A 25,998-nucleotide genomic window follows, 5' to 3' on the forward strand; every position below is an offset into this window, starting at 1 on the left:
AATGCTGATGGGTAAACAAACATGGAAATTTGAGAATCGCCCGGTCCTTATTGGAGCGGCAACGGTTGTTGGCCCCGATGAAGGCGACGGTCCACTTGCTGCAGACTTTGATCTGGTACACCCAGAACTTGATATGCAGCAGAAAAGTTGGGAGAAAGCAGAGCGTTTGCTGATGGAGCAGGCATCGGAATTTGCACTGAATAATGCCGGTATTGAGAAAGATCAGCTGCAGTTTTATGTCGGCGGCGATCTGATGAATCAAATCATCAGTAACAGCTTTGCCGCGAGAACACTTGGCGTACCAAATATTGGCGTGTTTGGCGCCTGTTCAACCTCAATGGAGTCACTTGCGCTTGCTTCCCTGATGGTTAATTCCGGAGCCAGCCAATATGTGCTTGCAGGAACATGCAGCCATAACTGTACAGCAGAGAAGCAGTTCCGTTATCCAACAGAATACGGCGCGCAGAAGCCGCCAACAGCGCAATATACGGTGACCGGAGCGGGAGCAGTTGTGGTAGCGGCAGCTGGTGAAGGGCCAGTTGTGGAATATGCGACAATCGGCAAAGTTATTGATCTGGGTATTAAGGATCCATTTAATATGGGAGCTGCTATGGCACCTGCGGCGGTGGATACGATTCAGGCTCATTTTAATGACACCGGACGTACACCAAAGGATTATGACTTGATTGTAACTGGAGATCTGGCCAGTGTGGGCCATCCGCTTGCGAAGGAGCTGCTGCTTAGAGACGGCGTACCGATGGATGATACGACGTTCAAAGACTGCGGACTGATGGTCTACGATGTGGACCGGCAGAAAGTACAGGCGGGGGGGAGCGGCTGCGGCTGCTCCGCCGTTGTGACTTATGGTCATCTGCTTAAGAAGGTCGCAAAAGGTGAGTTAAAGCGCATCTTAGTTGTGGCGACCGGGGCTTTGCTGTCGCCCCTTTCCTTCCAGCAGGGTGAAAGCATTCCATGTATTGCACATGCCGTTGCGATCAGCGGCGGAAAGGAGTAACGAATATGCAATTTCTATGGGCTTTTATCATAGGCGGCGCTATTTGTGTGGTGGGGCAGCTGCTGTTCGATGTAGTGAAGCTGACACCAGCGCATACAATGGCAACACTTGTCGTTGTTGGCGCGATTGTCGACGGGCTCGGCTGGTATGAACCGCTGGTTGATTTTGCCGGCGCGGGTGCCACCGTACCAATTACGAGCTTTGGTAATGCGCTTGTTCATGGTGCACTGACCGAGCTGGAGAACTCAGGCTGGATCGGTGTAATTTCAGGTATCTTCAAGGTTACGAGTGCCGGGATTTCCGCGGCGATTATATTCTCCTTCCTGGCGGCGCTCGTCGTGCGCCCGAAGGGTTAAACTTACAAAAAAGCAGGATTACCTTCCTAAAGGTAACCCTGCTTTTTCATTTATCATTCGGTTGTTCTTCTTAATCACTTCTGCCGCGAGAGATCATTCTTGTCACCTGAATAATCAGCTTCAGGAAAAGACTGTTCTGTGGAAAAGCCAGATAACGTGGCTCCCATTCCGGATCGAATTTATCTTTGAAGCGACGTATGCCCTGGAATCCGTAGAAATGACTTCCTTTTAAGAACACCCATCTTGCAAGCTGTTCTCCGCGATAGGCATACACGGACTCTCCAACGCTGGCGAGAGGAGCCATACCAAGATTGAAGACATGATAGCCTTCCCCTTTTGCCCACTGCAGTAAATGAACAAACAACACATCCATCACTCCGCTGAGACCATCCCGATGGCGCATCAAGTCAATAGATATGGATTTACCGTTATCATAAACCGGCATCATGCTGGCAAACGCAGCAACACGATTCTCGTTATCCCGCAATACGGCAACAGGCGCTAGCTCAAGATAAGACTCTTGAAAAGTGCCAAGCGAAAATCCTTTTTCTTTACTGTCACCCAGCCATTCGTCAGATACAGCTTTCAGTTCGGACCACAGCATGGGAGTGAAGGGCGGCTTGATGATTTCGAAAGTAAAGCCATTTCTCTCATAACGGTTGTATGCCGCACGCAAATCCGCTTTACGCCGGCCTGATAATTGGAACTGATCCAGTTGGACAATGGCTTCTTCTCCAAGCTTGAAGAAACGATAACCGAATTCATGATATAAAGGCAACTGTTCCGCTTTCACCTGATAAAAGACTGCTGTGGCTGCGTAATGGTCTGCGTAATCGCGGAATTGACGAACAAGCAGTCGAACGGACACAGGATCTCCAATCGGATCGCCAAGTGCAACTAAAGTTTTTCCAATACGTCCATATACGAGTACAGCTTTATGATCAGGCGTCCACATAAAGCTTTTGTCACCCATATACATCAAATGCGTCAAGAAATTGCCGGAGTGACGTTCAAGAAGCTGCTGCAGCTGCTCCCAATCCTGCGGACCGGGAGCAGGAGCAGGAGGAAGACTTGGGACAAACAGTCTCCTTACTGATAACAAGATCCAGCTGACAGCCAGCGCGAGCACAGCTTCCCGCAGCAGCTCGTCATCCTTTAGTGAATAACGTGCATGCCATTTGGCATGGGCTAATACGCCAGGTGGAATCTCGTTCGTAGACAACCCTACGGATAAGTACAACACGATGACAAGCAGCGATATTCCAGCCCAAGCGATCGTTTTGCGTACAGTGAAGACGGACTCTTTTCGGTTAAATCTGTCTTTAGAGAGCCATAAAAGCAGGCAGACGAACAAAAGGAAGATCGCCTCTTCGTATTCGAAGCCCTTCAGAATTAAGGCCATCGTACCGCCGACCAGCAGTATTAAGGCCATATAGTAAGCCCGTTTCACACGGTAACGGATACTTTCTGAGACCATGATCATTAACAAACCAATAAGCACAGTCAGCTGATGTGAGCCTTTCATCGTAAAGGGGGTGACGAATTGCTCAAGCATATGCATACGATGCCAGCTGCCAGGGGTTGCGGCGGAGATTAGCAGCATGATACCGCTAATAAACACAAGTGCAGCGAGAGCCCAAGTACTGATATCGCGTAGGACGGCTGTTTGGCTTGGCCAATTCCATATGGTATGCCATCGTTTGATGGCGGGCTTCAATACCTGCTGCTGGGTTTGTGCCCATTTTTCCTTGCTAGGAATCCATTCCGTTGTGGCGAAGGCAAGCCCTAAAGCCCAAGGAAGAAAGCAGTAAAAAATCCGATAAAGCACAATAACAGCGAGTCCTTGGTCCGGGGACAAGCCAAGATGTTGGAAGGCAAGCAGCACAATGGCGTCAAAGGAGCCTAATCCGCTTGGTACAAAGCTTGCCACCCCGGCTACAGCTGCTATGACATAGATGCTCATTGATTCACGTAGTCCAATAGGCAGGCCCATCAGGTGTACAATCAGCCAAAAAGATAGTCCTGCCATCATCCATTCAAGGAGGGAGGCGGCCATCATCTGAAATACCGGAGTTTTAGCGATAGCTGCTTCTTCTTGCTGAACCGTTAGCCCTAGTACATTTTTCAACCTGGGAAGTCTGCCAAGTGATACGAACAACACGACATACAGGGCTACCAGGATTATAGCTATAAACAGCCAAGGATGATCAACCAGCAGGCTGTGATCATTCCACACTCCCGCAAGCAGCAGAAGGGATAGAATAGACAGTCCTGTTAAACCGGCTAACGATTGGTATACCAGTGACCGCAGCCAGTGCGGACCTTGCAAGCCCCATTTGCGGTAAAGCGTCAAGCGCAGCCCCGCACCGGTTAAACCAGCGAATCCGATGGCGTTATTAAATGAATTGGCGATCCAGCTTATTTTGAATAAGGCCGTGTTAGGCAGCTTAGCGCGGTTCCATTTCATTAATATCACATCATAAGCTGACATGACCGCTACCGACAGAAAACAAAGAATACCAAGCTCAAGGTGATCTATCCAATGCTGATGCTTCAGCAAATGGAGAGCGGCGGCCGGGTGGATCTCTTTAATAAAGCCGCTGGTTTGCGTGTACAGAAAGAGAAGGATAACAACGGGAAACAGGAATTTAAATACATTTTTGAACCGGTTTGTAAAGCTGGTTAATTGAGTGAGCAACGAATGCACCTTCTTATGCGTATATAGGGATAAAAGTGAAGATATTGTCAATATATCACATGAAATTATCAATTCCCACTTTTCACAAATACGCCTTGTATGGATGTTGGATTATGTGGAATCCTCCAATTTTTTTTGGCAGTTCATTCATTTGTGCTACCCAAAGGTACTGCTGTAAAATAGTACTAAATCCCCTTATTTTATACTCTTACTACTCTGCAGGAGGTATGTCTATGGAAACTCGTCTCGCCGATATGCAATTATGTTCTTCAATCCTTAGCAGCTTAAATGAATGTATCTTGGGAAAACAAAATGAGATTGAACGACTAATGATAGCCGTCATCGGCGGCGGACATGTTCTGCTTGAAGATGTACCAGGCACAGGCAAAACCCAATTAGTGAAAGCATTGGCTAAAACAATAGGCGGACAATTCCGGCGTATTCAATGTAACCCTGACCTGCTTCCAACGGATATAACAGGCGTATCGATCTATCATCCTAAGCAGGAACAGTTTATTTTCCGTTCAGGACCGGTCATGACCAATGTACTGCTTGCCGATGAGATCAACCGGGCGACAACGAAGACTCAGGCTGCCCTACTCGAAGCCATGGAGGAAGGGCATGTTACTGTCGACGGTGACACGTATATGCTTCCGAGTCCGTTTATTCTGCTTGCAACGCAAAACCCGATTGATTTCGAGGGGACCTACTCTTTGCCGGAAGCACAGCTTGACCGGTTTATGATGAAGCTGTCGCTTGGTTATCCGAATGAAGCAGATGAACAGCGTATGGTGCTGTCAAGAGAAGGTGTTCATCCATCGGATCGAATGGAGCAGTTATCCTCCATTGAAGATATTGAACGGATTCAAGGGCAGGTACTTGCTGTTCATATGGATGATGCCGTCGGCAATTATTTGATTCAGCTTGTCCGGTCAACACGTACACATCCACAGGTTGTACTTGGTGCAAGTCCTCGTGCGGCAATTGCTTTGTCCCGAGCGGCGAAAGCAAGCGCCTACCTCCAGCAGCGGACGTTTGTTACGCCGGATGATATTAAAAATCTTGCCCCGTATGTATTATCTCACAGAATGCTGCTTCATACAGATGCACGTATGAATGGGCTCAGGGCTGAGGACATCGTCGCCCAGCTGTTGGATATGGCCAAAGTTCCGGTTAGACTGGAGCGCTGATCCGATGAGCACGGTCGCGAAGACACATAAACGATGGAGGCTTATCGCGCTCATTTATGGCGCTGCACTATTTTATTTACTTTTTCAGGGCGGAAAGACTGCCTTAATGTTATTTATGATTTTGAATGTGCTGCTGCTTTATCTTATATTAGGCCGCTGGAGCGGGATTGGTCATGTATCTGGCAATCGTACCTATCGTCAGACTGGAGCGTCTGCCCATATCGAACAATCTTTGACGGCAGGCAGCACACTGGATGTCCATCTATCGGTGAAGGTTCCTGGTGTATATCCGATTCCCTATGTGCTGATTCGAGACAGGCTGCTCCGGCATAACGGACAGCTGCTGCATTTCGAGGCTTCCTTTGTACCTAATTTCAAACGAGCCGGCGAAGTCTTGTACCAAACGCCACCGCTGCAGCGCGGGGAGTACCGCTTTGGAACAACAGAATGTATTTCTCATGATATATTCGGTCTGTTCGAACATTCCGGAAGCTTCGGCTCGGAGACAGTATTCAGCGTTCTGCCTCAGATTGTTCCGCTGCGTCAATGGCACAGCGTCCAAAGCGGCTTCCGCGGACCTTATTCACATGCCGTTGCGCCTCGGGCAGCGAAAGAAACGACACAAATCAATGGTGTTCGTGAATATTTGTATGGCGACCGGTTATCGCGGATTCACTGGAATGCAACGGCGAAGACAGGAGATTGGAAGTCGAAAGCGTTCGAGAGAGAATCTCTTCCGCGTACACTCCTTATTCTCGATCGTTATGCTGCTGATTATCCAGAGCCTGCTGCAGAGCGGTTCGAGCTTGCTGTTTCCACGGCAGCCTCTCTTATTGACAGCGGTCTGAAGGGAGATACTGCAATTGGCCTCATGTCTTCCGGCAAAAAGCTGACGATCCTGCCGCCAAAGGCTGGTATGGAGCAGCGCGGTACGCTGCTTAAGCATTTGACCTTTGTTGATGCTGATGCGGAGCAAGGGCTTTACAAAGCTTTGCTTGCAGCAGATTCCCGGCTTGAATCAGGTTCCTTTGCAGTTATTATAAGCGGTACTTCCGGGAAAGAAGCGATCCGCGCGATGGAATGGCTGTCCCGCAAAGGGTTGACGCCATGCCTTATGCATATTGGCGGAGTGAAGCGTCTTGAAGAGCAGTCGAGGCTGATGATCCGCAGCAAAGGCTGGACTTTATTTGAACTCAAGCAGCTGCAGGAACTGCCCGCTGTTCTGGAAGGAGGCCGGACATGAGCGTCTTTCCGCGGTTGTTTACGTTTTGTCGATTCGTAATGGTTAAGCTGACTCCCAATTGGTACTTGAAGCTGTCGCAATTGTTTATTGCACTTATGATTATGAATACCCTGCAAATATTTGAAGGCTTCTGGTGGGAAGAGACCTTTGCTGTTGCTACCTCTACACTCCTGCTTGCCGTCGCCGTAGACTGGCTGATGCCGCAGCGTTTGAAGCTTATGCGGATTATTGTTCAATCTCTGCTTGCTCTGCTCGCCACCATACGTTTTGCTGAGCTTAAAAAGGTGACACTTGTACAGGAGCAAGACCAGTCGAACTGGACATTCTTTTTCGAGCGGTTATGGGGTTACGCTGAGCAGCTCCATCCTTTTATATGGATTAGTGGGGCCTTATTGCTGCTCTATATTTTGTTTGTACAATGGGTGACGACAAGACCTCGATTATTTGGTTTTATAAGCGTAAATATCCTTGTCTTGACGATTGCAGATTCCTTTACTCCGATCTGGTTATGGGATGAAGTTGCTTTGATTGTATTCTTGAGCCTGATCTGGCTGGTAGCCAATCATTTGCACAGGCTTGAGCGCAATCATCCAAGCAGCTGGAGAGAATTAATTGAGTACCCGCTGCAGCTGCTGCTGCCGATTGTTGTTGTGCTGTCTGTCCTGATGACTGCAGGAATATTGATGCCGGGAATTTCACCAATCATCCAGGATCCATACACGATGTGGAAGGAGTCCAAGGGTGAGACGGTTAACGTGTTCCTCGGTGATAAAAGTGTTGCATCCCCAGTTGATGTGAGCAGCAGCGAGTCAAGCTCCGGTTATGGAAGGGACGACTCCTCGCTAGGCGGAGGCTTTGATTTCGACTATTCACCGGTGATGAACATAACGACATCGCATCGCAGTTATTGGCGCGGGGAGACAAAGACGGTGTATTCCGGAGCAGGCTGGTCGATCGACGACTCTGAGCTTGATCACATTACCACAGTAGGTAAAGATAAAGAGCTGCCACTAGTGCAAAGCCGTGAATTAGCGGAGACGATGAAGGTGGAACAGCAGGTTAGAATGGTGCGCAATGATATTTATCCTGTATTATTCTCTGCATATCCCGTTACATCGGTTCATTGGATAGATGATCCGGATGCATCGGCTTTGCCGAAGAGCTTGCAATGGGCGGTTGATGAACAAGAGCTGATATGGTCAGACCGTCCGCTTAAAAGATTTCCGCAAATCTATTCAGTTACTTCTGAAGTAACAATATTAAATGAAGAAGGATTACGCAAGACCGAAGCGGCGTTTACAGATGAGGCAGAGAATAAGAAGTATTTGCAGCTGCCATCTGATTTGCCCGGCCGTGTAAGGGCACTTGCCGAGACCGTTACGGCGGAAGCGGTAGACGACTATGATAAAGCTAAGCTGATTGAGACGTATCTTCGTACGAACTACCAGTATACGAATAAGCCTGATAAGTCGAAGCTGAGCGATGATAGTACGGATTTCGTTGACCAATTCCTATTTGAACTGAAGGAAGGCTATTGCGATTACTTCTCGACAGCGATGGCGGTCTTGTCACGCTCGGTTGGCCTGCCGGCACGCTGGGTGAAGGGCTTCTCTCCAGGAGTTCTCCCTGCATCCGAATATGTACCTTCAGCAGGTGGAATCCCAAGTGAGGCGGATCTGAATCCAGATGGTGCAGGAACTTACACTGTTCGTAACTCTGATGCTCATTCCTGGGTCGAAATTTACTTTGATGGTTATGGCTGGATTCCATTCGAGCCAACGGCTGGATTCACTTTCCCTTACTCGATGCCTGAGGTTAAGGAGGAAGCATTGCCAACTCCAACACTGGATGTGAGCAAGGATACTGTGCAAGAGGAAGTGCCTGTCAGCAAGGGCATTAATCTGTCGGCAATACTGTGGAGCACCATTTCAGTCCTTGTTGTTCTTGGGATTGGATATGTCATGATCCGTTTCACACGGATACGTTTATGGCGCCGTCCTTATTCTGGTAATGACAGGATTGTATGGGAGACAGAGAAGCTTCTACGTCTCTGCAGACGTAAAGGTTATGAACGGCAGGAGCATGAGACGCTTCGAGAGGCAATTCAGCGATGGTCGCCAAGTCATAAGCGATTGCAGAGCCTGCTCCGTGAGGTGCTTGATGAATTTGAACATGCGAAGTACAGCACCGTACAAGCGACAAGTGTGGATACCGATCGATTTATTCTAAAAATTAAAGCGGTTAAAGAGGAATTGTAATTGTACATGATATAGGTAAGAAATACCGCTCGCCTAATGGGAGCGGTATTTCTTTGCAACAAAATCCGAATATATGGTATAGTTTCGTAAGATAGCAGGAGAAGAGCGATAGAGCAGGGGGACTTTGGCAGAATGTTCGAGAGATTATTGCCGCATTTACGCGTAAATTCGGTGTATGATATCCAGCTGGACGAGCTTTATAAGAAGGGTGTCCGCGGGATCATTACCGATCTAGATAATACGCTCGTAGGAGCACGTGAGCCGCTTGCAACGCCTCAGCTTACGAAATGGCTGGATGAAGTTCGAGACTTTGGCTTTAAAGTTGTGATTGTGTCGAATAATAATAAGACGAGAGTGTCGAAGTTCGCAAATCCGCTGGGCATTCCGTTTATTCATGCCGCACGCAAGCCGGCTAATAAATCGTTCAACAAAGCACTAAGCGTATTAGGTCTGCCTGTGGAACAGACGGTTGTGTTAGGCGACCAGATGCTCACGGATGTGCTGGGAGGCAATCGTATGGGATTGTACACGATTCTGGTTACACCTATAGCTCCTGCTGACGAAGGAATAATGACCCGGGTGAACAGGAGAATTGAGCGGTTTGTTCTTTCCCGTTTACGTAAAAAAGGGACTTGGTATGAGGGGGAGACAAAGTGAGAGAAGAGCAGCAAAGTCAGTCGCATGCATGCGCAGGCTGCGGAGTGCAGCTCCAAACGGAGCGCCCGGAAGAATCGGGTTATTTGCCTGAATCGGCGATGGACCGGGAACCGGTCATCTGCCAAAGATGTTTCCGGATTCGTAATTATAATGAAGCTTCATCGATAACGGTCGATCAGGATGATTTCTTACGCCTGCTTGGCAGCATTGGGTCGACGGACAGCCTGGTTGTCCATATCGTCGACTTATTTGATTTTGAGGGCAGTTTAATTTCCGGCCTGCAGCGTTTTGTAGGCAATAATCCGATTGTGCTTGTGGTGAATAAAGTCGACCTGCTGCCGCGGTCGATGAATTTGAATCGCCTTCGCAATTGGGTGCAGCAGCAAGCTAAAGCAGAAGGGCTGCGGACCGTGGATATCGTCCTTTGCAGCGCTAAACGTAACATTGGCTTCGAGCATGTGATTGAAGCGTTAGAGCGCCATCGTAAGGGCCGGGATGTGTATGTGGTTGGCGCAACGAATGTCGGCAAATCCACGTTGATTAACCGTCTTATTCATGACTACAGCGATATGGAGCGCGAGCTGACAACTTCCCGCTATCCGGGAACAACGCTTGATGCAGTCCATATTCCGCTGGATGACGGCAAAGCCATTATCGATACACCGGGAATTGTGTATTCGACACGTATGACGGAAATTGTACCACGCGGCTTCCTGCAGTCTCTGCTGCCGGACAAACCGATTAAGCCGCTTGTCTATCAACTAAATGATCAGCAATCGTTGTTCATCGGCAGCCTTGTGCGATTCGACTTTGTTGAGGGCGAGCGTCAATCGTTTACCTTCTATATCTCGAATGCGCTGAATGTACATCGGACGAAGCTGGAACGGGCAGAAGAGCTGTATAAGGATCATCGCGGCGAGCTGCTTGGTGCACCATCTCGTGAAGAGCTTGATGAAATGCCGCCATGGACTCGTCACTCCATTCGTGTTCCACGCGGCGCGAAGAAGGATATTTTCTTGTCTGGTCTCGGCTGGATTCAAGTGAATGGTACTTCAGGTGCGATCGTTGACGTCTATGCGCCAAAAGGCATTAAGGTAGTGCTTCGCGATTCGCTTATATAGGAGAGGGGAACGGGAACATTGACGGGATCCGCGCTTGACACTGGAATTCCGGGCAACCGGATTGACAGCCATACCGTGCTGTATGGCGTTATCGGCGACCCTATTCGTCATTCGAAGTCGCCGATTATGATGAATCGCGCTTTTCGCGAGACAGGGATTAACGGAGCCTATATGGCCTTTCATATTACACCGGATAAGCTTGGGGAATTTGTAGCGGGCATTCGGGCAATGGGCATAAGAGGAGTTAATGTGACGATTCCTCATAAGCTGGATATTATGAATTATATGGACGAGATTGACGCTGGCGCCAGGACAATCGGCGCGGTCAATACGATCGTGAATGATAATGGTCGTTTAATCGGCTATAACACGGATGGTATTGGGTATGTTCGTTCCCTGAAGGAAGAAGCAGAACCAAATCTGGCAGGCAAAAGGATTGTTGTTATTGGAGCTGGCGGCGCATCACGCGGGATCGTGTATGCGCTGGCCGGTGAACAGCCTGAGAGCATCACCATTGCCAACCGTTCAGTAGAACGGGCAGAGGAGCTTGCGCAATCCTTCCGAACCCTGGCAGATATCCGCGCGACTGCGATGGATGAACTGCAGGGAGCTTGTCAGGAAGCGGATATTGTCATCAATACAACATCGGTAGGTATGCATCCTCATACAGATGCAAGTCCGATTGACGGATCATGGCTGAAGGCAGGCGCTGTCGCAAGCGATTTGATTTATAATCCGCTCCGTACAAAGTTTCTGCTGGATGCAGAGCAGCGCGGCTGTCGTGTACATGGCGGACTTGGCATGTTTATTTACCAAGGGGCGTATGCTTTCGAGTATTGGACGGGACAATCTGCACCTGTAGCAGCTATGCGTGAAACGGTATTACAATCCCTGGCCTTATAATAGGTACTAAGAATTATGACAACCCTATAGAGATGAAAGAAGGAAACAACAAATGTTAACAGGCAAACAAAAACGACACCTCAGATCGCTCGCTCATCATTTAACGCCGGTCTTCCAAGTAGGTAAAGGCGGCACGAACGAACAGCTGGTTCGTCATATTGAAGAAGCGATTGAAGTTCGTGAATTAATGAAAATATCTGTTCTGAACAATTGCTTGGAAGATCCGAAAGAGATCGGAGCAGAAGTAGCGGAAGCTGCAGGTGCTGAACTGGTACAGGTTATCGGTAAAACGATTGTTCTCTACAAGCGAGCAACAGATGAGAAGAACCGTAAGATCGAGCTGCCAAAGGCTGCGAAATAACAGCCCCTTTATAGGAAGAGAAAGGTAGCGCGAATGAGAAGAATCGGTATTATGGGTGGAACATTCGACCCTATTCATATCGGCCACCTGATTGCGGCTGAAGCTGCACGTGATAGCCTCGGGCTAGACGAAGTTTGGTTTATCCCCACCTATCATCCTCCGCTTAAAGACAATCAGCCAGGCGTAAGCAGTGAATTAAGACTTCAAATGGTACAAGAGGCATTAGGAGGTAATCCGTCCTTCAAGGCGCTTGATATTGAGCTGCAGCGCGGAGGAATGAGCTATTCGATTGAAACAGTTCTTGAGCTGAAGAAGCGGCATCCTGATGATGCTTTTTCCTACATTATCGGTTCGGATCGGATCAATGATCTTCCGAAGTGGCATCGCATTCAAGAGCTGACCGAGCTTATTACTTTCATTGGGCTCGAGCGGGAAGGAACGCCGGTGCAGTTAGAACAGCTTCCGGATGATCTCCGCCAGCGTGTAACGATGTCTGCGATGCCGCCAATTGGGATTTCATCGACCGATATCCGCAGCAGAGTACAGTCGGGACGTTCGATCGAATATTTGGTACCGGACACCGTTCATCAGTTTATAAAGAGGAGAGGGCTTTATGAATCGTGAACAAATGATTGAGTCGGTCAGATCGCAAATGCCGGAGAAGCGCTGGAAGCATGTGGAAGGTGTTATGGCGACTTCTATTATTCTTGCAGAGCGGTTTGGGGAAGACCCGGTTAAAGCGGAGCTTGCGGCCATTTTACATGATGTGGCGAAATTTTGGCCCATTACCAAGATGGAACAGATTATCCGGGAACAGCAGCTTGACGAAGGTCTGCTTACACATGATAAAGCACTTTGGCATGCGGAAGTTGGCTATTGGGTAGCTGAGCATGAATATGGTATCAAGGATCAGGATGTCCTTGATGCGATTCGTTATCACACTTCAGGCAGGATCGGCATGACGAAGCTGGACAAAGTGGTATGTCTGGCGGATTATATAGAGCCTGGACGGGAGTTTCCGGGTGTAGAGCGAATTCGTGAATTAAGCGAGACTAACCTCGAACAGGCGTTAATAGCAGGTTTTGATTCCACAATCTCCTTTCTTGTGGAAAAAGGGAATCGAATTTATCCGCTTACTGTTGAGGCCCGAAATGATTTAATTGAACAGAAAAACTAGGAGGCTGAGCTATGACCGTACATTCAGATGAACTATTGCAAATAACGGTTGCAGCTGCGGATGATAAAAAAGCGCAGCGCATCGTGGCATTAAACTTGAAAGAGATTTCACTAGTGGCAGATTATTTTGTCATCTGTCATGGTAATTCAGATACACAGGTACAAGCGATTACGACGGAGATCCGCAAACAAGCGGAGAGTCGCGGCGTACGTGTACGCGGCATTGAGGGTATGGATTCGGCACGTTGGGTACTGATTGACCTTGGCGATGTCATCGTTCACGTCTTCCATCGTGATGAGCGTGATTATTATAATATTGAGCGTTTGTGGTCCGACGCGAAGGTAGTGGAGTTCGCATGAGTTTGGTAGCCGGTACAATTCTAACATTAAGGGTGGCACGTGAAGTGTCGCCCTACGGTTATTTTTTGACCGATGAAGAGTCGGAGGTGCTGCTGCACTATACCGAGCTTGTCGGCAAAAAACCAAAAATCAATGATCCCGTAGAGGTATTTATCTTCTATGATTCTGAGGACCGGATTGCTGCGACGATGAAACGTCCTGCGCTTCTCCTTGGTGAGATGGCACGACTTAAGGTTGCTGATGTTCATCCGCGCCTCGGCTGCTTCTTGGAATTTGGTCTGGGACGCCAGCTGCTATTGCCAATCTCAGAGCTGCCTGAGAAGTTTGAATTCCGTCCGCTGCCCGGCGATGAAGTGCATGTCGTACTTGGCCATGATAAAGCGGGAAGATTGCTTGCAAGAACAGCCGGCGAGGACGAGCTGGGACCATTAGTATTCGAAGCTCCACAAGCATGGCGCAACCAATGGGTGGAAGGCTGGGTAACGAAGTCACTCCAAATGGGCTCATTTGTGCTTGTTGATGGAGGCGTTGTAGGTTTTGGCGTATATGGACTTATCCCAGCACCAGAACGTGTACGGCCGCTTCGCTTGGGCGAGCGTGTATCTGCACGCGTCACGTTCATTCGCGATGATGGTCGTGTCAATCTGTCGATGGCTAAGCTGAAGCAGGAAGGACGGCTTGAGGATGCTGACCGCATTCTCGCATTCCTGAAGGAGCGTCCAGGCGGCGGTATGCCTTATTCCGATGAATCGCCGGCAGATACAGTTAAGCAGCGGTTTGGAATCAGCAAATCAGCCTTTAAACGCGCGCTGGGCAAGCTGATGCGTGAAGGCTTGATAACGCAAAAGGGAAGCTGGACCTATCTGGCGGATTCGGCTGAAGCGGATTCTGCAGATTCCGAGGCAGGTACTCCGGCGCATCGTACGGAGGAATAGCAAATGGATGCATACGGTCAATTCGCATCGGTCTATGACAAGCTGATGCAGGACATGCCCTATGATGAATGGATCCAGTTCGCCCATGACAGCTGGGAGCTCTACGGTATGCCAAAGACCGTGGCGGATCTTGGCTGTGGAACGGGGAGTATAGCCATTCCTCTCGCTCTATCCGGACTAGAAGTTTATGGTATCGATCTGTCAGCAGATATGCTGACCGTTGCCCGCAGCAAATGGGACGAGTCTTCTTCTCAGGTTGGACGTGCGCGTGGGACGGCGACGTGGCTGGAGCAGGATATGAGAGACTGGACGCTGGCGGAGCCCGTGGATACTGTCATCTCCTTCTGTGACTGCGTCAATTACCTGACCGAGGAAGAGGATGTCGAAGCTGCTTTTCAGGCGGCATACGACAATTTACGTGAGGGTGGACTTTTTTTATTTGATGTTCATGCTCCTAAAGTGTTCCTTCGTTATTCGGAGGAGCAGCCTTTCGTGCTTGATGAAGATGAGGTCGCCTATATATGGACTTGCGAGCTGGACGAGTCCCGCACTCAGATCGAGCATCATTTAACGATCTTTGCGGAGGAGAGAAGCGGCAGGTTCGAGCGTTTTGAGGAAATGCATGCGCAGCGCGCATACGACCGCAGCTGGATGGAAGCTGCTTTGAAGAAAGCGGGTTTCCGCACGGTGGATTGTTATGCGGACTTCGAGCTTAAGCCTGCGGGCGATGATTCAGAACGTTTATTCTTTGCAGCGGTGAAATGATATTAATGTAAACAGGGTTGTCTTCCTTCACATCAAGTGGAGGGAGACAACCCTGTTGTTGTTTTCGAATTTAAGGAGCCGTAATCGTATCTGTACGCTCGTCAGATTGTTCTCCTGTCACCTTGTGGGGAGGAACGAAGCAGCGACGGCAGCGTGGCTCGTAGCTCTCCGTATCGCCGACCAAAAACACAGGGCCAAGTTTTGCCGGCTGTCCATTCACAATACGCTGCGTGAAAGTGGCTTCGGCATCACCGCATACCGCGCAGAAGGATGTTAATTTGACAATTTCGTCGGCAATGGCGAGCAATCCGCCGATATATCCGAACTCCTTGCCTCTGTAATCCATATTTAGGCCATCCACAATAATATGTTTGCCTTGATAGGCTAGTTCTTCTACTAGAGCGATAATAGGTTTGCCGAAAAAGGATGCTTCATCAAACGCGACGACATCGGCGTCCTTGGTCTCACGCAGAATCTGTTCGACGGAAGCAGGGGGAAGTTCCCTTGGCACGTTGGTTGCAGGGAGGCGGTATCCGATCCGGCTGACGATCTCCTCCGTGCTGAATCGATTATCTTCAGCCGGCTTATAGGCCTTAACCTGCTTGCGTCCGTACTTCATCAGCTTCTGACATCGTCTGATGAGCTCCCCTGATTTCTCCGAAAACATGGGCCCGATAATGACCGTAATGAAACCTCTATCCATGACTTATCCCTTACCTTTACTGATTGGTTGTATCATTTTAGCAGAATAAGTCGTAAAAGCAACAGGGGTATTCGACATGTTTTTTCGAAAGTCGACACTAGATATAGATTTTGCTCTAAATCTTTCCGGTCGAAATACCGATCTAATAATTATTCTCTTAATGCGTCCTTCAATCTGCTGTTCATGCTATCAAGGGAAGAGGATCCGCGGGCGGCAGCAAGTCTCAAACGTTTCAACTCCTGCTTTAAGCGGTCATTCTCCTGCGTTAGTCCATCTATGTAAGGCAGCAGAGCGGGTACCTGGTAGCCCGCATCCTGGAACAGTTGAAGCACGGCTTCACGCATCTGCTCTGGCGTTACTTGCTTGTCCATTTGAACCTCCATATTAGCAATAAAATGTCACTATCCCATCATATCCGCATCTGTTAAAATAGTCGAGTGCCGAAAAAGGGCGAATAAATAATTTCTCCATATTTTTCATTGACGGAGCCTATATCTTGATGTAGAATCAAATTTACCAACTACATATTGAGTTATGTAGTCAGATTTCAACGAAATTGTCAACTAGCGCATTTGACATCTTTGCTGTCAGAAGCGCTTTTATATTGCTGAATTTCAGCAAATACGCTGTTACAAGACGGATGCTTACGAAGTAAGAATTGCTTCGCAATTCTTTAAGTTAATGCTTACGAAGTAAGAATTGCTTCGCAATTCTTTAAGTTAATGCTTACGAAGTAAGAATTGCTTCGCAATTCTTTTGAGGAGAGAGAGACATGCTGGTAGTCTATGAATCAAGAACAGGCAATGTGAAACGCTTTATCAATAAATTGAATATGAGAGCGGTGCCCATTGGTGAGCTTGATTTGGTGGACGAGCCTTACGTTTTGGTCACGTATACGACTGGATTTGGTCAAGTACCGGAACGTGTCATGTCCTTCTTAAACCGGAATGGTGAGAACCTTCGCGGGGTATCCGCAAGTGGGAATCGTAACTGGGGAGACGGGTTTGCGAAGAGTGCGGATACGATCTCGAGCCTGTTCGACGTGCCTGTAATATCGAAGTTTGAATTATCCGGTACTAATCAAGATATGGAATACTTTGTCGAAAGGGTGCGAAATATTGAAACATATCGAACTGAACAACGAATTGATGCAACGCGGAGCGGACGGCTTCTATCAATTGGATAAAGATAAAGAGGCGGTTGTCGCTTTTATGGAGGAAGTAGACGCAAAGAGCGTTAAATTCACTTCCCTTCGTGAAAAGCTCGACTACCTTATAGAGAACGATTATTACGATAATGTATATGAGAAGTATACATATGAACAGATTGAAGCGGTATTCCTGCTTACAGAGAGCAGCGGCTTCCAATTCGAGTCTTATATGGCAATCTCGAAATTCTACAAAGACTATGCCATGAAGACTAACGATAAATCGAAATACTTGGAGCAATACCATGACCGCGTAGCGATTGTTGCGCTGAGCCTCGGTGAAGGCGATGCTGATAAAGCGCTTCGTATTGCGGAAGCAATGATTGAGCAGCGCTTGCAGCCGGCTACTCCAACGTTCCTGAACGCTGGCAAGAGCCGCCGCGGCGAAATGGTATCCTGTTTCCTGCTTGAGATGGACGATTCCCTGAACTCGATTAACTACGTGCTTGGCACTTGCATGCAGCTGTCGAAGATCGGCGGCGGTGTTGCGGTCAACCTGTCGAAGTTGCGTGGACGCGGCGAAGCGATTAAAGGTGTAGAAGGCGCAGCAAAAGGCGTTATGCCGGTACTGAAGCTGATGGAGGATGCCTTCTCCTATGCGGACCAAATGGGTCAGCGTAAAGGCTCAGGCGCTGGCTACTACAACATTTTCGGCTGGGACATTATTGAGTTCCTTGATTGTAAGAAAATTAATGCTGATGAGAAGACGCGTATCAAAACGTTGTCGATCGGCCTGATCATTCCTAATAAATTCTATGAGCTGGCTGCTAAGAACGAAACTTTGCATGTATTTGGTCCTCATTCCGTTCATAAAGCATATGGCAAACATCTTGACGACATGGATATGGACGTTATGTACGAAGAGCTGCTTGCTAACGAGCAAGTTGTGAAAAAAGCAGTAATGAACGCTCGTGATATGATGACGAAGATTGCTTCGATCCAATTGGAATCCGGCTATCCTTACATCATGAACAAATCGAATGCTAACCGTGTCCATGCTTTGAAGGATATCGGTCAAATCAAGATGTCTAACCTCTGTACCGAAATTTTCCAAGTGCAAGAGACTTCGACGATCAATGATTACGGCATGGACGATGTAATCCGCCGCGACATCAGCTGTAACCTGGCTTCTCTGAACATTGTGAATGTCATGGAACGCAAGAAAATTAAAGAATCCGTTCACGTTGGTATCGAAGCATTGACGACAGTCAGCGACGTATCGGAAATCGACAACGCACCTGGTGTACGTAAAGCGAACGAAGAGCTGCATTCCGTCGGCCTTGGCGCGATGAACCTGAATGGCTTCTTCGCTAAAAATAAGATTGCTTATGAGAGTGACGAAGCAAAAGAATTCGCGAGTGCGTTCTTCATGATGATGAACTATTATTCGATTGAGAAAAGTATGGAAATTGCAAAAGAGCGCGGCAGAACGTTCAAAGACTTCGACCGCTCTGAATATGCAAAAGGCACTTATTTCACTCGTTATATCGAGACGGACTTCCGTCCAACATCGGATAAAGTACAAGATCTGTTCGAGGGCATGGACATTCCTACACCTCAAGATTGGGCAGCTTTGAAAGAGAAAGTACAGAAGTACGGCTTGTACCATGCTTACCGTCTGGCAATCGCGCCGACACAAAGCATCTCGTACATCCAAAACTCCACTTCGAGCGTTATGCCGATTGTTGAACATATCGAGACACGTACGTATGCGAACTCGACGACGTATTATCCAATGCCTTATCTGGCTCAGGAAAACTACTTCTACTATAAATCGGCTTACAATATCGATCAGTTCAAGCTTATTGACCTGATTTGGGAAATTCAGCAGCACGTAGACCAAGGCATCTCGACGGTTCTGCATGTAAACAGCAACGTAACGACTCGTGAACTGGCTCGCTTCTATATCTATGCAGCTCAGAAGGGTCTGAAATCGCTCTACTATACGAGAACAAAGCGTCTTTCCGTTGAGGAATGCACAAGCTGTGCCGTATAATTCGAACTAACGATAAGGCTGCCGGATGATCAGTGTCGGAAAGCAGCCTTCTACCAAAGGAGCAGGATTGATGAAAGCAGTAAACTGGAACCGTCCAGATGACGATTTTACTCTTACTTTCTGGCAGCAGAACGTTATGCAGTTCTGGACAGATGAAGAAATTCCACTCTCCGATGATAAAATGGACTGGATGGAAATGAGCGACATCGAGCGCAGCGTTTACAAAAACGTGCTTGGCGGCTTGACGCTTCTTGATACGATACAAGGAGGCATTGGCATGCCTAAAATTTTGGAGCATGTCGAAGGCCTGCAGCGCAAAGCAGTCTTGGCGTTTATGTCGATGATGGAGCAAATCCATGCGAAGTCGTACTCCAGTATCTTTACGACACTGGCTTCGACAGAAGAGATCGACGCGATCTTCCAATGGGTAGAAACAAACGAGCAGCTTCAGAAAAAAGCGAACCTTATCGCTTCCTGGTACGCTGGCATCGAGACCAATCAGCAGTTGTACAAAGCGATGGCAGCTTCGGTATTCCTCGAAAGCTACCTATTCTACAGCGGCTTCTTCTATCCGCTTTACCTGGCTGGCCAAGGCAAAATGACAAGCAGCGGCGAGATCATCGACTTAATCCTGCGCGACGAAAGTATCCATGGTTTGTATGTAGGTGTGCTTGCACAAGAGCTGTTTAATGATTTCAGCCCTGAAGAGCAGGCGCAATTGAAAGAAGAGATATATGCACTTCTGAACACATTGTATGAGAATGAAGTCGTGTACACAGACAGCCTGTACAGCCCGCTTGGCCTGCAGGAAGAAGTGAAGACTTACGTCCGCTACAATGCGAACAAAGCGCTTATGAACCTTGGCTTTGAACCTCATTTCCCTGAGGAACCGGTTAATCCGATCGTCTTCAACGGAATCAGCACACATACAAAGCAGCATGACTTCTTCTCGAAAAAAGGCAATGGCTATGTTCGTACCGTTCATATTGAGCAATTGCGTGACGAGGATTTCGTGTTTAATATGTAAATAGATGTACAGTCGGCTCTCTGGGCCGGCTGTTTTTTTTGCATGAGAGCAACCGGAAAAAACAATTATAATACTATCCTAAAAATGGTAAACATGTTACGCTATTGGTGGATAAATGCTCATCCCAGCTTCAATTCTTTAAGCGATTGCTTACGAAGTAAGTTTTGCTCCGCAAAACTTTTTAGGAGGAATTTGCTTGGACAACTGCTCCATTATTACGAAGCCTGCTATTCATTTGGCTGGAATTAGTTATTGCGGTCCGTATTCTTCATTTCCGGATGAAGCGATCCGGCTTCAGAGTGAATTTCAATCACGCAAACATGAATTAAACACGGTATCCAAGTCACCTGTATTATACAGCCCCTACTTCGGGAACGAAGTATTCGCATCTTATTGGGCTTGTTATGAAGTTCATCATATGGAGGAGCTGCCCCGCGGCATGGTGCAGTTCACCATCCCGGAGCATCGATACGCAATGGTTGCAACAACGAACAAACGGATCGGCGAAGCATATGAGCAGTTATTCACCTGGATGAACGAACGAAAGCTGAACAAGCATGACAGCGCACTCGCCATTGAAGTTTTTTATATTGATGAACGGCATTTGGAAGAAGAGGAAGTGGAGCTTCTTATTCCTCTTCAGGATGAGTAATGATAAACAGGGTACCCATGGGTTCCATATCATTAAGTTTAAGTTAACTTAATGATATGGACCTTGGGGTTGTCCCTGTTTTTTTCTTTCGTTTATACTGTACAAGAGAGAAGGAGGACGGGAGCGATGAAACCGATATATATTGTTGATGCATTTGCAAGCGAGCCTTTCCGTGGAAATCCCGCGGCGGTGTGCCTGCTTGAGAAGCCCGAGGATGAACGTTGGATGCAGCAGGTGTCGGCAGAGATGAACTTATCGGAGACAGCATTCTTGGTCCAGATTGAAGACGGCTATGACCTGCGTTGGTTCACGCCGGAGACGGAAGTTGATCTTTGCGGGCATGCAACATTGGCTTCTGCCTATATGCTTTGGCATACAGGGAGATTGCGCTACAATCAGACAGCCCGGTTTGTCACCAAAAGCGGGGTTCTGACGGTTACCTATGATGCGGCCGACGGCTGGATGACGATGGATTTTCCGGAGGAGGCGCCTCAGCCGGTACATGCGCCGGAGGCGTTAATTCAAGGGCTGGGGCTTATTCCGAGATATACGGGCAAAAACCGAATGGATTATGTCGTTGAGGTTGACAGCGAGCAGACGGTACGAAGTTTGAAGCCGGACCAGCAGCAGCTTATGGCGGCAGGAGGCAGAGGTGTCATTGTGACGTCGAAAGCGGCTACAGGTTCGCCGTATGATTTTGTCTCACGTGCCTTTTATCCGAATGCGGGCATTATGGAGGATCCTGTAACAGGGTCGGCGCATTGTGCGCTGGCGCCTTACTGGGCTAAGCGGCTTCGCAAGCAAAWGCTTACGGGCTATCAGGCATCGAAGCGCGGGGGTATCGTCAAGGTAGCTGTGAGCGGCAGTCGAGTCCTGTTAACCGGCCAAGCGAAGATGATTATGCAAGGAACGCTAGAAGTTTAGATTATTTAGAAGCAAGGAGAGCTTGTCTGAAATGAATTATGACGTGATTTTATTTGATGCGGATGATACGCTGTTCGACTATAAGAAAGCTGAAGATCATGCGCTAACAAGTGTATTTGAAGAGTTTGGCATCCAGTCGCCGGATACCGATTTCGTGGCTTTGTACCGAACGATTAATCAGGAGTTGTGGAATGATTTTGAAAAAGGCGCTGTTTCGCTGGCCGAGTTGCGTGTAGAACGTTTCAGCCGATTGTTTGCGGGGACGGCTTTTACGATTGGCGCTGATGAATTTAGCGACCGGTATTTGAATTACCTTGGCGAAGGCGCGTTTTTACTCGACGGGGCGGTGGAACTTGTCGAAGAACTGCGTTCCAAAGTAAGACTTGCGATTATTACGAACGGCATCCGGGAAGTGCAATTGTCGCGTTTTGCCAAAGCAGGTGTGGACCATTACTTCGAGCACATTATCGTCTCGGAGGATACGGGCTTCCAGAAGCCTCATCTTGGTATCTTCGAATACACGTGGAATAAGCTAGGCGGCGTGATAGATCCAAGCCGGGTCCTTATTGTAGGAGACTCTTTAACTTCGGATATTCAAGGCGGGCTGAACAGCGGAATCGACACCTGCTGGTACAATCCGCACAACAAGCCCAATCCGACGCCAGTCAAACCGAAATTCGAAATCAAACAACTATCCGAGGTGCTGAATCTGCTATGAGTAAGACATATTCTTCCATATTGTTCGACCTGGACGGAACACTGACGGATCCTAAGCTCGGGATTACAAGTGCCATCCAATATTCTTTGCGGAAATTTGGCATTCAGGTAGATGATCTGGATGTCCTTAATCCTTTTATCGGACCACCGCTTGCCGGTTCGTTTAAGGAGTATTACGGCTTTACCGACGAGATGTGCACGGATGCGATCAAGTATTACCGGGAGTATTTCGCGGAAAGAGGGATGTACGAGAACGAGCGGTACGCCGGCATTAAGGAAGTGCTTGCTGCGCTCAAGGAGCAGGGTGCTTTATTGTACGTCGCTACATCGAAACCTACTTATTTTGCGGAGAAAATCATCGCCTACTTTGAGCTAAGCGAATACTTCGAGTTCATCGGCGGCAGCAACCTGGATAATACCCGCGTAGACAAAGGCGAAGTTATTGAACATGTGCTCCTAACTTGCGGGTTGAATGCGGATGATGCCATCATGATCGGCGACCGCAAGCATGATATTATCGGGGCTAAGCGGCATGGCATGGACTCCATTGGAGTGGGCTATGGGTATGGCAACGAAGAAGAATTGAGGCTTGCGGAACCGACATATTTGGCGGGAACGGTTGAAGAGCTCGGCAAGCTGCTCGCTGGATTGGTAAAAAATAATTGATCATCCATTAAGAACTTCAAGGCGATCGCCGGTCGGTCGCCTGAAGAATACTGGTTCTTATGACCCCTTTGATTCCCCTGGCCACAACGCAAAGCAAATCCCCATTAAGCCGATGCAGGATAGTTTTCACTCTCTTTAACCTTCCCATGAACCATTAGTCTGAGTCATGAGCCTCAGAGACTATTATCAGCACTTTGGACACGGCGAATAGCCCTGCTGTCCCCTCTACACCGCCGGCTAACGAACGCGGCTCGAGCGAAGATCTGAAGCAAGGCTCGCCAGACTTAAGCCCTATGCGGATCCGCACGTCTTGTTTGTCATTGTTCGCGGGGGCCGAACCGCTTGATGGAGCGAATACGAGCGCGTTCAATTTCTACCTTGCGATTGCGCTGAGGGCTATTTGTCACCAATGTGGACAACAGCTTCTCCGCGGCGGCGGCCACCTCTTGAATGGCCTGCTGAAAAGCGACTTCATTAGCCTTGGATGGTTGATTGAAGCCCGACAGCTTCCGGACGAACTGTAAGGAAGCCGCTTGAATTTCGTCCGCCGTTGCGGGCGGATCGAAGTTAAATAACGTTTTAATATTTCTGCACATGACGATCACCGTCCTCGTTATCGTTTGTTTGCCAAGACAGGAAATTCTAGTCTCTTGCCGCCATCATATCACCATTTCACAAGATTGGGAAAGAAGCACCAAAACCTTCGACTACGGGATAAGTAGCAGGACCTTTGTGGAAAACTAACGGCCTGAAGTCTGATTGACATAAAATATTATTTTAGTTCATAATAATTCGCACGCAAACTATTTATGGAGGAAGCTGCAGTGGAAGAACAGCGGATCGTGGACATTTTTCAAGCTTATCGCGAAATCAATCAAGTCTTTTTCCAGATCTTGTCCAAGGCGGCGAGCAAGCATAACTTGACCGCCCTTCAGCTTTTGGTGCTGCGCGTACTGCACGAAGTTCCCGAAATCCGCTTGTCCGAGCTCGCCGAGAAGCTGAATGTGGGCAACAGCACAATGAGCGGCATCGTAGACCGGATGGTCAAGGCAGGTATCTTGGAGCGCAAACGAACGGAAGCGGATCGCAGGGCGATGACGATGAAGCTGACGGAGAAAGGCAAGGCGCTCTGGTGCGAAACGGATGCGACGCGCATGAATATGATGCGTCCGCTGCTGTCGATGACCGAACAAGATCACTGCGAGCTCAGCCGGCTCCAGAACGAAGTATTGCGTTTATTAAAACAATCCAAGGAGGAAGCTTAAGCCATGACAACAATGGTGTCCAATCAATTGCGCAAAGGGCCGATAATGGCCTCCTTGCTCATCGCTGCATTCGTGGCGCTGCTAAGCCAAACCGTGCTTAACGTCGCGCTGCCGAAAATGATGGCAGATCTTAACGTCGGCGAAAGCACGATCCAATGGCTGTCCAACGGCTACATGCTGGTGAACGGCGTGCTCGTCCCGATCAGCGCTTATCTGATCAACCGATTTACGACCCGAAAGTTGTTCTTGCTCGCGTCGTCCTTATTCGCGATCGGTACGATCGTATGTGCCCTGTCGGGCGACTTCAGCTCCTTGTTAGCCGGCCGTCTCGTGCAGGCATGCGGTGCCGGCATTCTGATGCCGCTTATGACTATCGTCACCTTGACCATCTTCCCTGTCGAAGAGCGCGGCAAAGCGATGGGATTGATGGGCGTTGCGATGATTTTCGCACCGGCCGTCGGACCGACGCTCTCCGGCTGGGTCGTCGAGCACTACGACTGGCATGTGCTGTTCTATATCGTATTACCGCTTGCGATTCTCGCCGTTGTATTCGGCGCCTTCTCGATGAAGGACGTCATACAAACGTCCCGGCCGAATCTCGATATTCTGAGCGTCGTGCTGTCCACGCTCGGCTTCGGCGGCCTGTTGTACGGCTTCAGCGAAGCCGGTACGGAAGGCTGGGATTCCACCGAAGTCATCGTTTGCCTGGCCGTCGGCGCCATTTCGCTCATTCTGTTCATCGTCCGTTCGATAGTCATGAAGGCTCCGCTGCTTGAGATGCGCGTCTTCAAGTATTGGATGTTCTCGCTTACCGCGTTGATCAACGCCATTATTACAATGGCAATGTTCTCCGGCATGATCCTATTGCCGATCTTCCTGCAGAATATCCGCGGCTTCACGCCGCTCGAGTCCGGATTGCTGCTGCTGCCTGGCGCCATCCTGATGGGTATCATGTCCCCGATCACCGGTATGGTGTTCGATAAAATCGGCGCGCGCTGGCTGGCCGTCATCGGCCTTGCCATTACAGCCGTTACGACATACGAATTCAGCCATTTGGAAATCGATTCGTCGTACAACCACATGATGCTCTTCTATACGCTGCGGATGTTCGGCATGTCCATGCTGATGATGCCGATCCAGACCGCCGGACTTAACCAGCTGCCGCGCCGCCTGAATGCACACGGTTCAGCCATGTCCCAGACGCTCCGGAACGTCTCCGGTGCGCTTGGCACCGCGATCCTCGTCACCATCATGACGAACAAAGCCGCGTCGCATGCGAAGGAGCTGATCATCGCCGGCAACATCGATCCGTCCGACAAAGCGGCAATGAGCGGAATCACCGTACAATCGACGATTTATGGCATTAACCAATCGTTCGTCGTCGCTACGTGGTTAACAATCGCTGCGCTCGTACTTGCTTTCTTCATCCGCAAGGTGAAGCCTGCTGAGGACGCAATTCAGGTGGTGGATAAAGAAGCAGTAGCGGTGATGGAGGCGGCGCCTGCTGCGGAGCTGGCCGTCAAAGAGAAAGAGGTGCGTTCCGATCGGCAAAGCGCAGACGGCGAATTCCGCAACGCTATTCGCGGGTTCCTCGCGCCTGAACCGGTGAAGGACAACGACCAATTTAACGATCAGGAATACCGGAAGGCGATTCTTCGGTTAAAGGGTACTCCCGCACAGGAAGACCATCAGGAAGAAATGAATGATAAAGCGTACCGGGAGTCGCTTAAGAAGCTCAGCAGGCCGCTAAAAGAAAAAGAGTGAGGAATCGAGCTTGATTTCAGAGCCAAGAGAGGAGATTAA

27 protein-coding genes are annotated in these 25,998 nt (G+C 48.8%); 23 read left to right on the forward strand and 4 right to left on the reverse strand.

From position 1 onward, the window contains the following. The first annotated feature begins 1 nt into the window (after position 1). Positions 2-1,015 (forward strand): stage V sporulation protein AD, encoded by a 1,014-nt coding sequence (spoVAD, locus tag AB4Y93_RS19985; RefSeq protein ID WP_441894605.1) that lies wholly within the window; start codon positions 2-4, stop codon positions 1,013-1,015. Between the two features lie 5 nt (positions 1,016-1,020). Next, positions 1,021-1,371: a stage V sporulation protein AE gene (gene spoVAE, locus AB4Y93_RS19990; RefSeq protein ID WP_441894606.1), complete on the forward strand. Its 351-nt coding sequence runs from the start codon at positions 1,021-1,023 to the stop codon at positions 1,369-1,371. A 70-nt stretch (positions 1,372-1,441) separates the two neighbouring features. Here the strand turns inward: spoVAE and mprF are convergent, their stop codons facing one another. Further along, on the reverse strand, positions 1,442-4,069 hold the full coding sequence (mprF, locus tag AB4Y93_RS19995) for a bifunctional lysylphosphatidylglycerol flippase/synthetase MprF (protein WP_441894607.1): 2,628 nt from the start codon (positions 4,067-4,069) through the stop codon (positions 1,442-1,444). A gap of 233 nt (positions 4,070-4,302) precedes the next feature. Here mprF and AB4Y93_RS20000 point away from each other — a divergent pair, with 233 nt between their 5' ends. From AB4Y93_RS20000 to AB4Y93_RS20055, 12 genes are all read left to right on the forward strand, one after another. Continuing rightward, complete coding sequence (locus AB4Y93_RS20000) at positions 4,303-5,259, forward strand: AAA family ATPase (RefSeq protein WP_441894608.1); 957 nt, start codon at positions 4,303-4,305, stop codon at positions 5,257-5,259. Positions 5,260-5,263: 4 nt separating this feature from the next. Next, the gene (locus tag AB4Y93_RS20005) at positions 5,264-6,502 is read left to right on the forward strand and encodes a DUF58 domain-containing protein (protein WP_441894609.1); all 1,239 of its coding nucleotides are present in this window, start codon (positions 5,264-5,266) and stop codon (positions 6,500-6,502) included. Then, positions 6,499-8,760, forward strand: coding sequence for a transglutaminase TgpA family protein (locus tag AB4Y93_RS20010; protein WP_441894610.1), 2,262 nt, complete (start codon positions 6,499-6,501; stop codon positions 8,758-8,760). Before AB4Y93_RS20005 ends, AB4Y93_RS20010 begins: the two co-directional genes overlap by 4 nt. Positions 8,761-8,892: 132 nt before the next feature. Continuing rightward, positions 8,893-9,417 carry a YqeG family HAD IIIA-type phosphatase gene (locus tag AB4Y93_RS20015; RefSeq protein WP_441894611.1) on the forward strand — a complete coding sequence of 175 codons (525 nt, stop codon included), beginning with the start codon at positions 8,893-8,895 and terminating at the stop codon, positions 9,415-9,417. Continuing rightward, positions 9,414-10,538, forward strand: coding sequence for a ribosome biogenesis GTPase YqeH (gene yqeH / locus AB4Y93_RS20020; RefSeq protein ID WP_441894612.1), 1,125 nt, complete (start codon positions 9,414-9,416; stop codon positions 10,536-10,538). The genes AB4Y93_RS20015 and yqeH overlap by 4 nt, the downstream gene beginning before the upstream one ends. A gap of 18 nt (positions 10,539-10,556) precedes the next feature. Further along, the gene (aroE, locus tag AB4Y93_RS20025) at positions 10,557-11,441 is read left to right on the forward strand and encodes a shikimate dehydrogenase (RefSeq protein ID WP_441894613.1); all 885 of its coding nucleotides are present in this window, start codon (positions 10,557-10,559) and stop codon (positions 11,439-11,441) included. Between the two features lie 52 nt (positions 11,442-11,493). After that, positions 11,494-11,802, forward strand: coding sequence for a ribosome assembly RNA-binding protein YhbY (gene yhbY / locus AB4Y93_RS20030; protein WP_441894614.1), 309 nt, complete (start codon positions 11,494-11,496; stop codon positions 11,800-11,802). 33 nt (positions 11,803-11,835) lie between these two features. Next, a complete protein-coding gene (gene nadD, locus AB4Y93_RS20035; protein ID WP_441894615.1) occupies positions 11,836-12,426 on the forward strand; it encodes a nicotinate-nucleotide adenylyltransferase in 591 nt (196 codons plus the stop codon). After that, the gene (yqeK, locus tag AB4Y93_RS20040; protein ID WP_441894616.1) at positions 12,416-12,979 is read left to right on the forward strand and encodes a bis(5'-nucleosyl)-tetraphosphatase (symmetrical) YqeK; all 564 of its coding nucleotides are present in this window, start codon (positions 12,416-12,418) and stop codon (positions 12,977-12,979) included. The genes nadD and yqeK overlap by 11 nt, the downstream gene beginning before the upstream one ends. Before the next feature lie 11 nt (positions 12,980-12,990). Beyond that, positions 12,991-13,338: a ribosome silencing factor gene (gene rsfS, locus AB4Y93_RS20045; protein WP_167277396.1), complete on the forward strand. Its 348-nt coding sequence runs from the start codon at positions 12,991-12,993 to the stop codon at positions 13,336-13,338. Beyond that, the gene (locus tag AB4Y93_RS20050; protein WP_441894617.1) at positions 13,335-14,273 is read left to right on the forward strand and encodes a CvfB family protein; all 939 of its coding nucleotides are present in this window, start codon (positions 13,335-13,337) and stop codon (positions 14,271-14,273) included. Before rsfS ends, AB4Y93_RS20050 begins: the two co-directional genes overlap by 4 nt. Positions 14,274-14,276: 3 nt before the next feature. Next, the gene (locus AB4Y93_RS20055; RefSeq protein ID WP_441894618.1) at positions 14,277-15,038 is read left to right on the forward strand and encodes a class I SAM-dependent DNA methyltransferase; all 762 of its coding nucleotides are present in this window, start codon (positions 14,277-14,279) and stop codon (positions 15,036-15,038) included. A gap of 70 nt (positions 15,039-15,108) precedes the next feature. Here the strand turns inward: AB4Y93_RS20055 and AB4Y93_RS20060 are convergent, their stop codons facing one another. Both AB4Y93_RS20060 and AB4Y93_RS20065 read right to left on the reverse strand, forming a co-directional pair. Beyond that, on the reverse strand, positions 15,109-15,741 hold the full coding sequence (locus AB4Y93_RS20060) for a thymidine kinase (RefSeq protein ID WP_441894619.1): 633 nt from the start codon (positions 15,739-15,741) through the stop codon (positions 15,109-15,111). A gap of 149 nt (positions 15,742-15,890) precedes the next feature. After that, entirely contained in the window at positions 15,891-16,112 is a 222-nt protein-coding gene (locus AB4Y93_RS20065) for a hypothetical protein (RefSeq protein ID WP_441894620.1), read from the reverse strand. Positions 16,113-16,513: 401 nt separating this feature from the next. Here AB4Y93_RS20065 and nrdI point away from each other — a divergent pair, with 401 nt between their 5' ends. From nrdI to AB4Y93_RS20100, 7 genes are all read left to right on the forward strand, one after another. Continuing rightward, positions 16,514-16,927, forward strand: a complete 414-nt coding sequence (gene nrdI / locus AB4Y93_RS20070; protein WP_167277405.1) for a class Ib ribonucleoside-diphosphate reductase assembly flavoprotein NrdI — start codon at positions 16,514-16,516, stop codon at positions 16,925-16,927. Then, the gene (gene nrdE, locus AB4Y93_RS20075; protein ID WP_441894621.1) at positions 16,860-18,944 is read left to right on the forward strand and encodes a class 1b ribonucleoside-diphosphate reductase subunit alpha; all 2,085 of its coding nucleotides are present in this window, start codon (positions 16,860-16,862) and stop codon (positions 18,942-18,944) included. Before nrdI ends, nrdE begins: the two co-directional genes overlap by 68 nt. A gap of 70 nt (positions 18,945-19,014) precedes the next feature. Further along, a complete protein-coding gene (nrdF, locus tag AB4Y93_RS20080) occupies positions 19,015-19,971 on the forward strand; it encodes a class 1b ribonucleoside-diphosphate reductase subunit beta (RefSeq protein ID WP_441894622.1) in 957 nt (318 codons plus the stop codon). A 196-nt stretch (positions 19,972-20,167) separates the two neighbouring features. Next, entirely contained in the window at positions 20,168-20,623 is a 456-nt protein-coding gene (locus AB4Y93_RS20085) for a GyrI-like domain-containing protein (protein WP_167277411.1), read from the forward strand. A 126-nt stretch (positions 20,624-20,749) separates the two neighbouring features. Continuing rightward, positions 20,750-21,547: a PhzF family phenazine biosynthesis protein gene (locus AB4Y93_RS20090; RefSeq protein ID WP_441894623.1), complete on the forward strand. Its 798-nt coding sequence runs from the start codon at positions 20,750-20,752 to the stop codon at positions 21,545-21,547. A gap of 31 nt (positions 21,548-21,578) precedes the next feature. Next, positions 21,579-22,265, forward strand: coding sequence for a YjjG family noncanonical pyrimidine nucleotidase (locus AB4Y93_RS20095; RefSeq protein ID WP_441894624.1), 687 nt, complete (start codon positions 21,579-21,581; stop codon positions 22,263-22,265). Further along, positions 22,262-22,930: an HAD family hydrolase gene (locus AB4Y93_RS20100; RefSeq protein ID WP_441894625.1), complete on the forward strand. Its 669-nt coding sequence runs from the start codon at positions 22,262-22,264 to the stop codon at positions 22,928-22,930. The genes AB4Y93_RS20095 and AB4Y93_RS20100 overlap by 4 nt, the downstream gene beginning before the upstream one ends. 317 nt (positions 22,931-23,247) lie before the next feature. On the opposite strand, the gene AB4Y93_RS20105 is transcribed toward AB4Y93_RS20100, so the two are convergent. After that, on the reverse strand, positions 23,248-23,526 hold the full coding sequence (locus AB4Y93_RS20105; RefSeq protein WP_441894626.1) for a DUF2277 domain-containing protein: 279 nt from the start codon (positions 23,524-23,526) through the stop codon (positions 23,248-23,250). Positions 23,527-23,772: 246 nt separating this feature from the next. Here AB4Y93_RS20105 and AB4Y93_RS20110 point away from each other — a divergent pair, with 246 nt between their 5' ends. Then, the gene (locus tag AB4Y93_RS20110) at positions 23,773-24,195 is read left to right on the forward strand and encodes a MarR family winged helix-turn-helix transcriptional regulator (protein WP_441894627.1); all 423 of its coding nucleotides are present in this window, start codon (positions 23,773-23,775) and stop codon (positions 24,193-24,195) included. Between the two features lie 3 nt (positions 24,196-24,198). Then, a complete protein-coding gene (locus tag AB4Y93_RS20115; RefSeq protein ID WP_441894628.1) occupies positions 24,199-25,959 on the forward strand; it encodes a DHA2 family efflux MFS transporter permease subunit in 1,761 nt (586 codons plus the stop codon). Positions 25,960-25,998: the final 39 nt, after the last annotated feature.

Origin of the sequence: Paenibacillus sp. YAF4_2, assembly GCF_052113225.1 — a bacterium.
Lineage (GTDB): Bacteria > Bacillota > Bacilli > Paenibacillales > Paenibacillaceae > Pristimantibacillus.

Coding starts and splice junctions, on each gene's coding strand:
- spoVAD (WP_441894605.1), top strand. CDS start 2: ATGCTGATGGGTAAACAAACATGGAAATTTGAGAATCGCCCGGTCCTT.
- spoVAE (WP_441894606.1), top strand. CDS start 1,021: ATGCAATTTCTATGGGCTTTTATCATAGGCGGCGCTATTTGTGTGGTG.
- AB4Y93_RS20000 (WP_441894608.1), top strand. CDS start 4,303: ATGGAAACTCGTCTCGCCGATATGCAATTATGTTCTTCAATCCTTAGC.
- AB4Y93_RS20005 (WP_441894609.1), top strand. CDS start 5,264: ATGAGCACGGTCGCGAAGACACATAAACGATGGAGGCTTATCGCGCTC.
- AB4Y93_RS20010 (WP_441894610.1), top strand. CDS start 6,499: ATGAGCGTCTTTCCGCGGTTGTTTACGTTTTGTCGATTCGTAATGGTT.
- AB4Y93_RS20015 (WP_441894611.1), top strand. CDS start 8,893: ATGTTCGAGAGATTATTGCCGCATTTACGCGTAAATTCGGTGTATGAT.
- yhbY (WP_441894614.1), top strand. CDS start 11,494: ATGTTAACAGGCAAACAAAAACGACACCTCAGATCGCTCGCTCATCAT.
- nadD (WP_441894615.1), top strand. CDS start 11,836: ATGAGAAGAATCGGTATTATGGGTGGAACATTCGACCCTATTCATATC.
- yqeK (WP_441894616.1), top strand. CDS start 12,416: ATGAATCGTGAACAAATGATTGAGTCGGTCAGATCGCAAATGCCGGAG.
- rsfS (WP_167277396.1), top strand. CDS start 12,991: ATGACCGTACATTCAGATGAACTATTGCAAATAACGGTTGCAGCTGCG.
- AB4Y93_RS20050 (WP_441894617.1), top strand. CDS start 13,335: ATGAGTTTGGTAGCCGGTACAATTCTAACATTAAGGGTGGCACGTGAA.
- AB4Y93_RS20055 (WP_441894618.1), top strand. CDS start 14,277: ATGGATGCATACGGTCAATTCGCATCGGTCTATGACAAGCTGATGCAG.
- AB4Y93_RS20060 (WP_441894619.1), bottom strand. CDS start 15,741: ATGGATAGAGGTTTCATTACGGTCATTATCGGGCCCATGTTTTCGGAG.
- AB4Y93_RS20065 (WP_441894620.1), bottom strand. CDS start 16,112: ATGGACAAGCAAGTAACGCCAGAGCAGATGCGTGAAGCCGTGCTTCAA.
- nrdI (WP_167277405.1), top strand. CDS start 16,514: ATGCTGGTAGTCTATGAATCAAGAACAGGCAATGTGAAACGCTTTATC.
- nrdF (WP_441894622.1), top strand. CDS start 19,015: ATGAAAGCAGTAAACTGGAACCGTCCAGATGACGATTTTACTCTTACT.
- AB4Y93_RS20095 (WP_441894624.1), top strand. CDS start 21,579: ATGAATTATGACGTGATTTTATTTGATGCGGATGATACGCTGTTCGAC.
- AB4Y93_RS20100 (WP_441894625.1), top strand. CDS start 22,262: ATGAGTAAGACATATTCTTCCATATTGTTCGACCTGGACGGAACACTG.
- AB4Y93_RS20105 (WP_441894626.1), bottom strand. CDS start 23,526: ATGTGCAGAAATATTAAAACGTTATTTAACTTCGATCCGCCCGCAACG.
- AB4Y93_RS20115 (WP_441894628.1), top strand. CDS start 24,199: ATGACAACAATGGTGTCCAATCAATTGCGCAAAGGGCCGATAATGGCC.